12 protein-coding genes and 1 pseudogene are annotated in these 12,631 nt (G+C 73.7%); 10 read left to right on the top strand and 3 right to left on the bottom strand.

Annotation, left to right across the window (positions count from 1 at the left end):
- Positions 1-12 precede the first annotated feature (12 nt).
- From ACYVG5_RS20500 to ACYVG5_RS20470, 7 genes are all read left to right on the top strand, one after another.
- Positions 13-1,248: a CaiB/BaiF CoA transferase family protein gene (locus ACYVG5_RS20500; RefSeq protein WP_222050508.1), complete on the top strand. Its 1,236-nt coding sequence runs from the start codon at positions 13-15 to the stop codon at positions 1,246-1,248.
- Position 1,249: 1 nt separating this feature from the next.
- Positions 1,250-2,182: a hydroxymethylglutaryl-CoA lyase gene (locus tag ACYVG5_RS20495; RefSeq protein ID WP_222050507.1), complete on the top strand. Its 933-nt coding sequence runs from the start codon at positions 1,250-1,252 to the stop codon at positions 2,180-2,182.
- Between the two features lie 18 nt (positions 2,183-2,200).
- Entirely contained in the window at positions 2,201-2,755 is a 555-nt protein-coding gene (locus ACYVG5_RS20490) for a flavodoxin family protein (protein WP_222050506.1), read from the top strand.
- A gap of 124 nt (positions 2,756-2,879) precedes the next feature.
- The gene (locus ACYVG5_RS20485; RefSeq protein ID WP_222050505.1) at positions 2,880-4,370 is read left to right on the top strand and encodes an aldehyde dehydrogenase; all 1,491 of its coding nucleotides are present in this window, start codon (positions 2,880-2,882) and stop codon (positions 4,368-4,370) included.
- Between the two features lie 69 nt (positions 4,371-4,439).
- Positions 4,440-4,958, top strand: coding sequence for a flavin reductase family protein (locus ACYVG5_RS20480; protein ID WP_222050504.1), 519 nt, complete (start codon positions 4,440-4,442; stop codon positions 4,956-4,958).
- Entirely contained in the window at positions 4,955-6,193 is a 1,239-nt protein-coding gene (locus ACYVG5_RS20475) for a bifunctional 3,4-dihydroxy-2-butanone-4-phosphate synthase/GTP cyclohydrolase II (protein WP_222050503.1), read from the top strand. Before ACYVG5_RS20480 ends, ACYVG5_RS20475 begins: the two co-directional genes overlap by 4 nt.
- A gap of 215 nt (positions 6,194-6,408) precedes the next feature.
- Positions 6,409-7,593, top strand: a complete 1,185-nt coding sequence (locus ACYVG5_RS20470; protein ID WP_222050502.1) for an LLM class flavin-dependent oxidoreductase — start codon at positions 6,409-6,411, stop codon at positions 7,591-7,593.
- Between the two features lie 22 nt (positions 7,594-7,615).
- Here ACYVG5_RS20470 and ACYVG5_RS20465 read toward each other — a convergent pair whose 3' ends face one another.
- Complete coding sequence (locus ACYVG5_RS20465) at positions 7,616-7,885, bottom strand: DUF2277 domain-containing protein (RefSeq protein WP_222050501.1); 270 nt, start codon at positions 7,883-7,885, stop codon at positions 7,616-7,618.
- A 32-nt stretch (positions 7,886-7,917) separates the two neighbouring features.
- Positions 7,918-9,099: an acyl-CoA dehydrogenase family protein gene (locus ACYVG5_RS20460; protein WP_222050500.1), complete on the bottom strand. Its 1,182-nt coding sequence runs from the start codon at positions 9,097-9,099 to the stop codon at positions 7,918-7,920.
- 231 nt (positions 9,100-9,330) lie between these two features.
- On the opposite strand from ACYVG5_RS20460, the gene ACYVG5_RS20455 reads away from it, so the two are divergent.
- The 3 genes from ACYVG5_RS20455 to ACYVG5_RS20445 are packed head-to-tail and all read left to right on the top strand — an operon-like array spanning position 9,331 to position 12,354.
- Positions 9,331-10,395 (top strand): FecCD family ABC transporter permease, encoded by a 1,065-nt coding sequence (locus ACYVG5_RS20455; protein WP_222050499.1) that lies wholly within the window; start codon positions 9,331-9,333, stop codon positions 10,393-10,395.
- Positions 10,396-10,435: 40 nt separating this feature from the next.
- Positions 10,436-11,530, top strand: coding sequence for a FecCD family ABC transporter permease (locus ACYVG5_RS20450; RefSeq protein ID WP_222050498.1), 1,095 nt, complete (start codon positions 10,436-10,438; stop codon positions 11,528-11,530).
- 20 nt (positions 11,531-11,550) lie between these two features.
- Complete coding sequence (locus ACYVG5_RS20445) at positions 11,551-12,354, top strand: ABC transporter ATP-binding protein (protein WP_222050497.1); 804 nt, start codon at positions 11,551-11,553, stop codon at positions 12,352-12,354.
- Here ACYVG5_RS20445 and ACYVG5_RS20440 read toward each other — a convergent pair.
- A pseudogene (locus ACYVG5_RS20440) lies at positions 12,348-12,631 on the bottom strand (methyl-accepting chemotaxis protein); the annotation flags it as partial. The gene ACYVG5_RS20445 and the pseudogene ACYVG5_RS20440 sit on opposite strands and share 7 nt — an antisense overlap.

Here is a 12,631-nt window from a genome sequence, read left to right as displayed (position 1 = left end):
TGAGGAGATGCCGTGGTCGCCCCAGTGGCCGCCCCGTCCGCGACCGACCCGACCCCAGGGGCCCTCGCCGGCATCCGCGTGCTGGAGCTGGGCACCCTGATCGCCGGCCCGTTCGCCGGCCGGCTGCTCGGCGACCACGGCGCCGACGTGGTCAAAGTGGAGGCGCCCGACCGGCCCGACCCGCTGCGCACCTGGGGGCAGGCCTCCGAGGAAGGCCGCGGCTTCTTCTGGACCGTGCACGCCCGGAACAAGCGCTGCATCACCCTGGACCTGCGGCAGCCGCGCGGCCAGGAACTCTTCCTGCAGCTGGCCGCGCAGGCCGACGTGGTGGTGGAGAGCTTCCGGCCCGGCACCCTGGAGCGCTGGGGCCTGGGCTTCGACCGACTCAGCGCCGTCAACCCCGGCCTGGTCCTGGCCAGGGTCTCCGGCTACGGGCAGACCGGCCCCGCCGCCGGCCGCCCCGGCTACGCCAGCGTCGCCGAGGCGGTGTCCGGGATGCGCTACGTGACCGGTTTCCCGGGTCAGCCCCCGGTGCGGATGGCCCTCTCCCTCGGCGACTCGCTGGCCGGCATGTTCGCCGCCCAGGGAGTACTCGCCGCGCTCGTCGCCCGGCAGCGCACGGGCGCCGGTCAGGTCGTGGACACGGCGCTGACCGACTCATGCCTGGCGGTGACCGAGTCCATGCTCCCCGACTACGACCGGGCCGGGGTGGTCCGGCAGCCCAGCGGCACCCGGCTCGACGGCATCGCCCCGTCCAACTCCTACGAGACGACGGACGGCTTCGTCATCATCGCGGCCAACCAGGACACCCTCTTCCGCCGGCTGTGCGGGGCGATGGGCCGCCCGGAGCTCGCCGACGACCCACGCTTCGCCACGCACGACACCCGCGGCCGGCACCAGGACGAACTCGACGCGCTGATCGGCGTCTGGGCCAAGGAGTACGACAGCGCCGAAGTGCAGCGGCGGTGCGACGAGGTCGGCGTCGTCGCCGGCCCGGTGAACACCGTCGCCGACGTCGTCCTCGATCCGCAGTTCCGGGCCCGCGGCATGGTGCTGGCCCACCACGACGAGGGGGTGGGCGCCGACGTGCTCGGCCCGGGCATCACCCCTCAGCTGTCGGCCACGCCGGGGGCCCTGCGCTGGGCCGGCCCGCCACGGGCCGGTAGCCACAACGCCGAGGTGTACAGCGAGCTGCTGGGCCTCGGCGCAGCCGACCTGGCCGACCTGGCCACCGAAGGGGTGATCTGAGATGACCGGGCTGGACCTGCCGGCGACCGTCGACGTCCGCGAGGTGGGGATGCGCGACGGGTTGCAGCTGGAGGCACCGGTGCCGCTGGCCGGGAAGCTGGCGATGCTGGAGGCGCTGGTCGCCACGGGCGTGCGGCGGATCGAGGTGACGTCGTTCGTGTCGCCGAGGGCGGTGCCGGCGCTGGCCGACGCCGATGAAGTGGCCGCCGAGTTGCACCGGTTCGACGGGGTGCAGTTCTCGGCGCTGGTGGCGAATCTGCGGGGCGCGCAGCGGGCGGTCGATGCGGGGATCGCGCATCTGGAGTACGTGGTGTCGGCGTCGGACTCGCACAGTCTGGCCAACGCCGGGCGCCCGACGGCGGGGGCGGTGGCCGCGGTCGGGGAGATCGCCGCGCTGGCCCACGGTGCCGGCGGGTCGTTGGAGGTGATCGTGGCCACCGCCTGGGACTGCCCCTTCGAGGGACGGACCGATCCGTCCCGCGTGCTGGACGTCATCAGCACCGGCGTGGAGCAGGGCGCCGACCAGCTCTGCCTCGGCGACACCATCGGCACGGTCACCCCCCGGCGGACCGTCGAGCTGCTCGGCGCCGTCCGGCAGGCCGCGCCGGGCCGCCCACTCGGCGCCCACTTCCACGACACCCGGGGCACCGGCCAGGCCAACGCCCTGGCCGCCGTGCTGAGCGGGGTGACCTCGCTGGACGCCTCGGTGGGTGGGCTGGGTGGCTGCCCGTTCGCCCCCGGGGCCAGCGGCAACATCGCCACCGAGGAACTCGTCTACTGGCTCACCGATGCCGGTGTCGCGACCGGCATCGACCTCGACGCCGTCCTCACCGCGGCCGCGGCCACCGAGCGCGCCGTCGGCCACCCGCTGCCCAGCTCGCTGTACCGGGCCGGCGGGCGCAACGCCCCGCGCGGGCCGTTCGTCCCTGACTGACCCGACCGAGGAGCCGACATGACCGACACCCCCGTGACCGTCCTGGGCCTGGTCGCCAGCCCGCACGGCAGCGCGCGGACCGCACTGGCCGTCGGCGCGGTGCTGGACGGCGCCCGCGCCGCCGGCGCTTCGTGCACCCAGCTCGCGCTGGTCGACGAGGCCCCGGCCGACGTGCTCCGGTCGATGGCGGACGCCGACGCCGTCGTCTTCGGCAGCCCGGTGTACCGCGCCACGTACTCCAGCCTGCTCAAGGAACTGCTCGAGAACACCGAGCGCGGGCGGTACGGCGAGTCGACGGCGCCGCTGCGCGGCACCGTCGCGGCCGTGGTGCTGACCGGCGCCACCCCGCACCACTACCTGGCCGTGGACTCGTTGCGGTCCGTGCTCGCCGGGTTCTTCGCCGCCCAGGTGCTCGGCCCCGGCCTGTACCTCGACCACTCCGGCTACGTCGACGCCGGGACGCTGACCGAGACCGTGCGGGACCTGGCCGGCACCCACGGGCGGGCCCTGGTCGAGCTCGCTGCCGCCGTCCGCGGATCGTCGACGCTGCGCGGGCTCGAGCCGCAGGTCTGACCGACCCACCTGGCCGCGCTCTGCGGCCAGAGGACGGCACCGAGCGGATGGACCCGGCCTGCAGGGCTGCCTAGCGTTCCTGATGACCGCATGACCTGCACCACACCACACAGAGGAGAGGTCGATGACGTCCGCAACCTCCACCGGGCTCGAGGAGTTCGGGCTCTTCATCGGCGGCAAGACCGTCGACGCGCTCAGCGGGAAGACCTTCGAGTCGCAGAACCCCTACACCGGGAAGCCGTGGGCCCGACTGGCCGACGGGTCCCCCGAGGACGTCGACCTGGCCGTCGCCTCGGCCCGCGCCGCCTTCGACGGCGAGTGGGGCCAGATGTCGGGCTTCCAGCGCGCCGCGATCCTGCGCCGGTGCGGCGACGCCATCCTGGCGAACGCCGAGCGGCTGGCCCAGCTGGAGGTCAACGACTCCGGCAAGCTGATGCGCGAGATGCTGGGCCAGCTCAAGGGCCTGCCGCAGTGGTACTGGTACTTCTCCGGGCTGGCCGACAAGCTCGAGGGCCGCACCGTGCCCCCGATCAACCAGTCGTACTTCGCGTACACCACCCGCGAGCCGGTGGGCGTCGTCGGGGCCATCACCCCGTGGAACTCCCCGCTGCTGCTGCTCACCTTCAAGCTCGCCCCGCTGCTGGCCGCCGGGAACACCTGCGTGGTCAAGCCGTCCGAGCACGCGCCGGCCTCCACCGTGGCGTTCGCGGAGATCCTCTTCGAGGCCGGGCTGCCCGCCGGAGTGCTCAACGTGGTGACCGGCTGGGACCGGTCCACCGGGGAGGCGCTGGCCTCGCACACCGGGGTGGACAAGGTCGCCTTCACCGGCTCCTCGGCCACCGGCGCCAAGGTGGCCCAGGCCGCGGTCCGCAACCTCAACCGGGTCACCCTCGAGCTGGGTGGCAAGAGCCCGCAGATCGTGTTCGCCGACGCCGACCTGGACGCAGCGGCCAACGGCCTGGTCGCCGGGGTGTTCGCCGCCACCGGGCAGACCTGCATGGCCGGCTCCCGGCTGATCGTGCACGCCGACGTGCACGACGCGCTGGTGGAGAAGGTCGTCGCCCGGGCCAACGCGATCAAGCTCGGCGACCCCAACGACGCCGAGACCGAGATGGGCCCGGTCGCCAACCGCCCGCAGTACGAGAAGGTGCTCGGCTACCTCGAGGGCGCCGCCGCCGAGGGCGCCACGTTCGCCTGCGGTGGCGAGCCCGACGCCGAGCGGGGCGGGCTCTTCGTCAAGCCCACCGTCGTCACCGGCGTCGGACCGGACAGCACGATCGTCCGTGAGGAGGTGTTCGGCCCGGTGCTGGCCGCCTACACCTTCACCGACGAGGACGAGGCCCTGAAGCTGGCCAACGACACCCCCTACGGTCTGGCCGGCGCGGTGTGGACCAAGGACGTGCACCGCGCCCACCGGGTCGCGGCGAAGCTGCGCGCGGGCACCGTCTGGGTCAACGCCTACCGCGTGGTGGCGCCCAACATGCCCTTCGGCGGGTTCGGTGCCTCCGGCATGGGCCGGGAGAACGGCATCGATGCGCTCAACGAGTACACCGAGAACAAGTCGGTCTTCATCGAGCTCACCGGTGGCACGCGCGACCCGTTCCAACTGGGCTGATGTGCACGACCCGGGGGCGCCACACGGCGCCCCCGGGGTCCCACCCGCCGGTGACGAGGAGGTCCCGCGATGAGCACTGCCCCACAGACCACACCTGATGCGCCCCTGGCCGACCGGTTCCGAGAGGTGATGGCCGGTGTCGCCACACCGGTGTCGGTGGTGACGTCGATGGCCGACGGCCTGCCGCACGGGACGACGGTGAGCGCGTTCGCGTCGCTGTCGATGAGCCCGCCGATGGTGCTGGTCTCGCTGGACCGCGGCTCGGACCTGCTCGCCCTCGTGCGGGAGTCCGGCCGGTTCGGCGTCAACGTGCTGGGCTCCACCCAGTCGGCACTGGCGCTGGCCTTCGCCCGCAAGGGCGGCACCGGCAAGTTCAACGGCGTCCGCTGGGACGTCGACCACGACCTGCCGCGGCTGCCGGGCGCACCCGGCTGGCTGGCGTGCGACGTCGCCGCGCTGGTCGAGGGCGGCGACCACGTCGTCGCGCTGGGCACCGTCGTCGCCGCCGAGACCCTCGCCGGCCGGCCGCTGACCTACCACGGGCGCCTCTTCGGCACCCACGCCGCACTGGAGCTGGACGCATCATGACCCGTCGCTCCCCGGCCGAGGCGGTCCAGACCGCCGTCGCCGCGCTGGCCGCCGGGCGGATGGTCATCGTCGTCGACGACGCGGACCGGGAGGACGAGGGCGACCTGATCGTCGCCGCCGAGCTCGTCACCACCGAGCAGATGGCCTTCCTGGTGCGGCACACCACCGGCATCGTCTGCGCGCCGATGCCGGCCGACCGGGCCGCGGCCCTCCAGCTCCCGCAGATGGTCAGCGACAACACCGACGCGCACGGGACAGCGTTCACCGTCACCGTCGACGCCGTGGACACCGGCACCGGGGTCTCCGCTGCCGACCGGGCGCTGACCGTCCGGACCCTGGCCGCCGCGGGCACCCGGCCGGAGCAGCTGCGCCGGCCCGGGCACGTGTTCCCGCTCGTGGCCCGCACCGGCGGGGTGCTGGTCCGTGCGGGGCACACCGAGGCCGCCGTCGACCTCACCACGCTGGCCGGGCTCTGTGGGGTCGGGGTGATCGGCGAGATCGTCGACGAGGACGGCTCGATGCGCCGTGGGGCGTCGCTGACCGCGTTCGCGCTCGAGCACGACCTGCCGGTGCTGGCGATCGCCGACCTGGTCCGGTACCGCCGGGCCACCGAGCGCCTCGTCGAGCTGGTCGGCAGCGCGCAGATGCCCACCGCCTTCGGCGACTTCCGGGCGCTGGCGTACCGCAGCACCCTCGACGGCACCGAGCACCTCGCGCTGGTGATGGGCGACATCGCCGCCGCCGGGCGCACCGAGGCCGGCGCACTGGTCCGGGTGCACTCCGAGTGCCTGACCGGCGACATCCTCGGCTCGCTGCGCTGCGACTGCGGCGGCCAACTGGAACAGGCACTGGCCGCGATCGCCGCCGAGGGCTGCGGCGCGGTGGTCTACCTGCGCGGGCACGAGGGCCGCGGCATCGGCCTGGGCCACAAGATCCGCGCGTACGCGCTCCAGGAGCAGGGGCTGGACACGGTGGACGCCAACACCGCCCAGGGCCTGCCGGCCGACTCCCGCAGCTACGGGGTCGGCGCGCAGGTGCTGGGCGACCTGGGGGCCACCCGGATCCGGCTGATCACCAACAACCCGGCGAAGTTCGGCGGGCTGGAGGGCTACGGGCTCACCGTCGTCGGCCGGGTCGCACTCCCGGTGGTCGAGACCCCGCACAACGTCCGCTACCTGCGCACCAAGCGGGAGCGCATGGGGCACCAGATCGACCTCCCCGTCGCCGGGGGCTGACCCCGTCCACCCCGACAGCCGCGCCCACGCCCGGGGCGCGGCTGTCGGCATGTCCGTGCAGGTCAGAGGCGCAGGAACAGATCTGCGCTGGGCGGTCGAAGGGGTGCGCTGCGCGGCTGTCGAAGGCCCGCGGGCGGCCATAGCGTCGCTTCCAGACGTGGCGCACGGCACATCCCGCGCCGCGCGCCCCCGCCCGACGCACTCGAGGAGACCCCATGACCGAAACCCTCTCCGCCAACGAGCGACTCGGCCTCGCGCCCACCGACCCGCGCCCGGCCGCCGAGACCGGACCCCTGGTCGACCGGCAGCAGACCAACCCGCTGTTCAACGACCAGAAGATGAAGCTGGGCCTCTTCGGCACCAACTGCTCCTACGGCCTGATCATGAGCCACGCGCCGACGACGTACGAGGCCACCTGGGCGCACACCGTCGCGATCGCCCAGCGCGCGGACGCCCTCGGCTTCGAGGCGATGATCCCGGTGGCCCGTTGGAAGGGCTTCGGCGGCTCGACCAACTTCAACGGCAACTGCTTCGAGACCTACACCTGGGCGGCGGGGCTCGCCCAGGCCACGGAGAACATCGCCATCGCGGCAACCAGCCACCTGCCCACCATCCACCCGATCGTCGCCGCGAAGCAGGCGACCACCATCGATCACATCTCCGGCGGCCGGTTCGCCCTCAACCTGGTCATGGGCTGGGTCACCCCGGAGATGGAGATCTTCGGCGGCGAGCAGCGCCAGCACGACGAGCGCTACGCCTTCGGCCAGGAGTGGCTGGACTACGTCTCCCAGCTGTGGAGCGAGACGGGGTCGTTCGACTTCAACGGCCAGTACTTCCACGGCCGGGACGTCGAGGCCTACCCGAAGCCGATGCAGGGCCCGCGCCCGGCGCTGGTCAACGCCGGCAACTCCAAGTCGGGCATCGAGTTCTCCGCCCGCAACGTCGACATCAACTTCGCCTCGCTGGACACCCTGGAGAACACCAAGAGCTACACCTCGGCACTCAAGGAGAAGGCCCGCAGCGAGTACGGGCGCGACATCACGACGATGACCTACGGGCTGATCGTCTGCCGGGACACCGAGGCCGAGGCGAAGGCCGCCTTCCAGAACGTCATCGACGAGGGCGACTGGGGCGCGGCGGGGAACGTCATCAAGATCGCCGGGTCGGGGGCGAGCCAGTCCTTCGACCACGCGGTGAAGAAGTACCAGGAGCGCTTCATCGCCGGTTGGGGCGGCTACCCCATCGTCGGGACCCCGGAGCAGGTCGCCGAGGAGCTGGGCCGGCTCAACGAGGCCGGGATGGACGGCATGATCATGGGGCTCATCGACTACAACGAGGAGCTCAAGTACTTCGGCGAGAAGGTCCTGCCCCTGATGGTGGAGGCCGGCCTCCGGCACTGACGGGGGTTCCCGGGCGGGCGGGTCAGCGGGCGTAGCGCACCGCGGCCCGCTCGCGGGCCTGGGCGGCGAGCACCTCGCGGTCCTTCGGCTGCGCGGTGGTGACCAGGTCGGCCAGCAGGTGCTCGGTGGCGTGCGCGATCTCCTCCACCGCCCGGTCGAACGCCGCCTGGTTGGCCTGGGACGGCTTGGTCGAGCCGCTCACCTTGCGCACGTACTGGAGGGCCGCGGCGCGCACCTCGTCGGAGGTCGTCGCCGGCGCCAGGTTGTGCAGGACGTGGATGTTCCGGCACATGCCCGCCAGCCTAGGGATGGCGGCGACCGCTGTCAGCGGGCTGCGGCACCGGCCACGGTCGTCGAGGACCCGCCGCCCCTGGCCAGCGCCCGGCTGATCACCAGCCGCTGGATCTGGTTGGTGCCCTCGAAGATCTGCATGACCTTGGCCTCGCGCATGTAGCGCTCGACCGGGAAGTCGCGGGTGTAGCCGTAGCCGCCGAGCACCTGGACGGCGTCGGTGGTCACCTTCATCGCGCTGTCGGTGGCCACCAGCTTGGCGATCGAGGCCTGCTGGCCGTAGGGCAGGCCGGCGTCCTTCAGCCGGGCGGCGTGCAGGGTCATCGCCCGCGAGGTCTCGACAGCGGCGGCCATGTCGGCCAGCAGGAACGCCAGGCCCTGGTGCTCGATGATCGGCACGCCGAAGGTCTCCCGCTCCTTGGCGTACGCAAGCGCGTCGTCCAGCGCGCCCTGGGCCAGCCCGGTGGCCACCGCGGCGATGCCCAGCCGGCCGGCGTCCAGCCCGGCCAGCGCGATCCGCAGCCCCTCGCCCTCGGCACCCAGCCGCCGGTCGGCGTCCACCCGGGCGCCCTCGAACCGCATGGTCGCCGTGGTCGAGCCGGTGAGCCCCATCTTGCGCTCGGCCGGATCCGCGGAGAGCCCCGCGCTGCCGGCCGGCACCAGGAAGCACGAGATGCCGCGCGACCCCTCGGCGGTGCGGGCCATCACCTTGTAGAAGTCGGCCCGGCCGCCGTGCGTCGTCCACGCCTTCTCACCGGTGAGCACGTAGGCATCGCCGTCCCGGACGGCGCGGGTGCGCATCGCGGACGGGTCCGAGCCGGCGTTCGGCTCGGACAGGCAGTAGGCGCCGAGCAGCTCCCCGCCGAGCATCTCGGGCAGCCAGCGCTGCTGCTGCTCGGGCGTGCCCGCCGTCACCAGCCCGAAGCAGGACAGCCCGTGCACGCTGACGCCGACGGCCACGCTGGCCCACACCGCGGCGATCTCCTCGAGCACCTGCAGGTAGACCTCGTACGGCTGGCCTCCCCCGCCGAGGTCCTCGCCGTAGGGCAGGCCCAGGATCCCGGCCCGCCCCAGCGTGGTGAACACCTCGCGCGGGAACGCCTCGTCGGCCTCGGCCGCGACCACCCGCGGGGCGAGCACGTCCCGCGCCAGGTCGCGGGTGAGGTCGAGCAGGTCGGCGGCCTCCTGGGTGGGGACGAGGCGACGCACGGGCACGGGGGACCTCCGCAGACGGGGTCGGGACGACGCCGTCCCGGTACTGCCCGAGGGTAATCAGCACGGGCGCCAGTTCCCGCCGGTCCACCGTTGCCAGGATTCGGTGCGCGCGAGGAGTAGGGCCGGAGGACGTCGCTGGACGGCGGGGTGACCACGGCGCCCGACCGTGAGTAAGGTGAGCCTCACCTGGCCGGACGTCGGTCCAGTCGACCCTGCCCCCAGGAGCCGCACGTGGCGCAGCGCACGGCCGTCCTGCCCCGCGCCGAACCGACCCCGCGGCGGCGGGGCCTGCTGCGCGGCGCGGGCACCCGGGTGCTCGGGCTGTGGCTGCTGCTCGCCCTGGCGGTCGCCGTCTGCCTGCTGAGCATCGCCGTCGGCACCCGGCCGATCGGGCTGGGCACCGTCTGGCAGTCGCTCACCGACGCCGCGACCCCCGGCGACGAGGCGGTCATCGTGCGGCAGCTGCGGGTGCCGCGCACCGTGATCGGGCTGCTCGCCGGGCTGGCACTGGGGGTCTCCGGCGCGCTCATGCAGGGCCACACCCGCAACCCGCTCGGCGACCCGGGCCTGCTCGGGGTCACCGCGGGTGCCTCGTTCGCCGTCGTGCTGTCCATCTCGCTGTTCGACGTGGGGAGCCCGGGCGGCTACGTCTGGTTCGCCTTCGCCGGGGCGCTGGCCGGCAGCGTCGCGGTCTTCGCGATCGGCTCGTCCGGCGCCGGCGGCGCGACGCCGGTGAGCCTCGCCCTGGCCGGGGCGGCGCTGTCCGCGCTGCTGTACGCGCTGGTCCAGGCACTGACCATCCGGGAGACCACCACGCTGGACGCCTTCCGGTTCTGGGTGGTCGGTGCGCTCGCCGGCCGCGACTCCGAGGTCGTGGGCCAGGTGGCCCCCTTCATCGTGGCGGGCCTGGTGCTCGCCCTGGTCAACGCCCCGGCGCTGAACCTGCTGGGCCTGGGTGAGGACGTCGCCCGCGGGCTGGGCACCCGGATCTGGCTGGCCCGCGCCACCGGGCTGGCGGCGATCACGCTGCTCACCGGCGCCGCCACCGCCGCCTGCGGTCCGATCGCCTTCGTCGGGCTGGTGGTGCCGCACATCGCGCGGGCGGTGACCGGCCCCGACCACCGCTGGCTGATCCCCTACTCGGGGCTGCTCGGCGTGGTCTTCCTGCTGCTGGCCGACGTGCTGGGCCGGATCATCGCCCGCCCCGGGGAGCTGCAGGTGGGCATCGTGCTCGCCGTCGTCGGCACGCCGTTCTTCATCGCCCTGGTCCGCCGCCGCCGGCTGGTGCAGCTGTGAGCACGCCCGTGCGGCCGGCGCGCGCCGGCGAGGAGGGCCCGTGACGGCCACCCTCCCGACCCGGGAACCCGCGACCTCCCCGCAGCCCCGCCGGGCGGTCCGGGTGGGCCCGTTCTCCGGCGTCTACCGGCCGCGCCGGCTCGTGGTGCCGCTGGCCGTGCTGGTGATGCTGGTGGGCGCGGCGGCGCTGAGCCTGGGGCGCGGCGACTTCCCGATCAGCGTCCCCGACGTGCTCGGCGTCCTGCTCGGGGCCGGCGAGGACACCCAGCGGTTCATCGTGCTGGAGCTGCGGGCGCCGCGGATCGTCGTCGCGGTGCTGGTCGGGCTGGCGCTGGGGCTGTCCGGCGCGCTGATCCAGACGTTCGCGCGCAACCCGCTGGCCAGCCCGGACATCCTGGGCGTCACCCAGGGCGCGGCGATCGGGGCGGTCGCGGTGATCGTGCTCGGCGGGACGACGACCACGGCCGGCGGGCTGCTCGGTGGGATCGGCGTGCCCGCCGCCGCGCTGGCCGGTGGGCTGGTGGCCTCGTTCCTGGTGTTCGGGCTCGCCTGGCGCCAGGGCCTGGACGGCTACCGGCTGGTGTTGATCGGCATCGGACTGTCGGCGATGGCGATGGCAGTGGTCCAGTACATGCTCACCCGCAGCGCGATCTGGGACGCCGCCGCGGCCAACGTCTGGATCACCGGGTCGCTGAACGGTCGCGGCTGGGACCAGGCCCAGCCGCTGGCCCTGGCGCTGGTGGTCCTGGTGCCGCTCGCGCTGGCGATGGGCCGGGTGCTCGGCGTGCTGCAGTTCGGCGACGAGACCGCCCGGTCGCTGGGCGTACGGGTGCCGCTGGCCCAGGGCGCCGTCGTCGTGGTGGGGGTGGCGCTGGCGGCGTTCGCCGTCTCGGCGGCCGGGCCGATCCAGTTCGTCGCCCTCGTCGTCCCGCAGATCGCCGTCCGGCTCGCCGGCGGCTCCCGGCCGCCGCTGATCGCCTCCGGGCTGCTGGGCGCGCTGCTGCTGGTCACCAGCGATCTGGTGGCCCGCACCGTGCTGCCCGAGACGTTCCCGGTCGGTGTCCTCACCGCCGTGGTGGGCGCCCCGTACCTGCTCTGGCTCCTCGTCCGCGGAAGGCGGCGATCCACCCTGTGACCGCTCTGGAGACTCCGCGTATGACGGCGCCCGTCCGGCTGGCCGCCGAGGGGGTCCGGCTGGCCTACGGCGACCACGTCGTCGTCGACTCGCTGGACCTCACGCTCACCGACGGGTCGTTCACCGCGATCATCGGCCCGAACGGCTGCGGCAAGTCCACCCTGCTGCGGGCGCTGGGCCGGCTGCTGCGGCCGACGTCGGGCACGGTGCTGCTCGACGGTCGGGCGATCACCGCCACCCCGACCCGGGAGGTCGCCAAGGTGCTGGGGCTGCTGCCGCAGACGCCGCTGGCGCCCGAGGGGCTCACCGTCGCCGACCTGGTGGCCCGCGGCCGGCACCCGCACCAGACGTGGCTGCGGCAGTGGTCCTCCGACGACGCCGACGTGGTCGCCGAGGCGCTGGCCTGGACCGACATGACCGAGCTGGCCGACTCCCCGGTCGACGCGCTCTCGGGTGGGCAGCGGCAGCGGGCCTGGATCTCCATGGCGCTGGCCCAGGGCACCGACCTGCTGCTGCTCGACGAGCCGACCACCTACCTCGACCTGGCCCACCAGGTCGACGTGCTGGAACTGGTGCAACGGCTGCACACCGAGCGCGGCCGCACGGTCGCCGTCGTGCTGCACGACCTGAACCTGGCCGCCCGCTACGCGGCGCGCCTCGTCGCGATGAAGGACGGCGTGCTGGTCGCCGCCGGAACCCCGGACGAGGTGCTCACCGAGCAACTGCTTGCCGAGGTGTTCGAGCTGGAGGCGCGGGTGGTGCCCGACCCGGTGACCGGGACGCCGATGGTGGTGCCGGTCCGCCGCCTGCGCCGCCCTCAGTAGGTGAAGCGGCCGACCGTGGTGCGTAGGTCGCTGGCCATCCGGGACAGCTCGTCCACCGCGACCTTCGTCTGGGTCAGCGCCTGGGTGGTCGAGGACGCCGCAGCCGAGACACCGGTGATGTTCATGGCGATCTCACCCGACCCACTGGCCGCCTCCTGAACCGACCGGGACATCTCGTTCGTCGTGGCCGTCTGCTCCTCCACCGCCGAGGCGATCGTCAGCTGGAAATCGTTGATCGACCCGATCACCTCCGAGATCCGCCCGATCGCCCCGATCG

The sequence above is a fragment of the Modestobacter lapidis genome (genome assembly GCF_054780755.1).
This window is presented reverse-complemented; position numbering and strand designations above follow the sequence as displayed.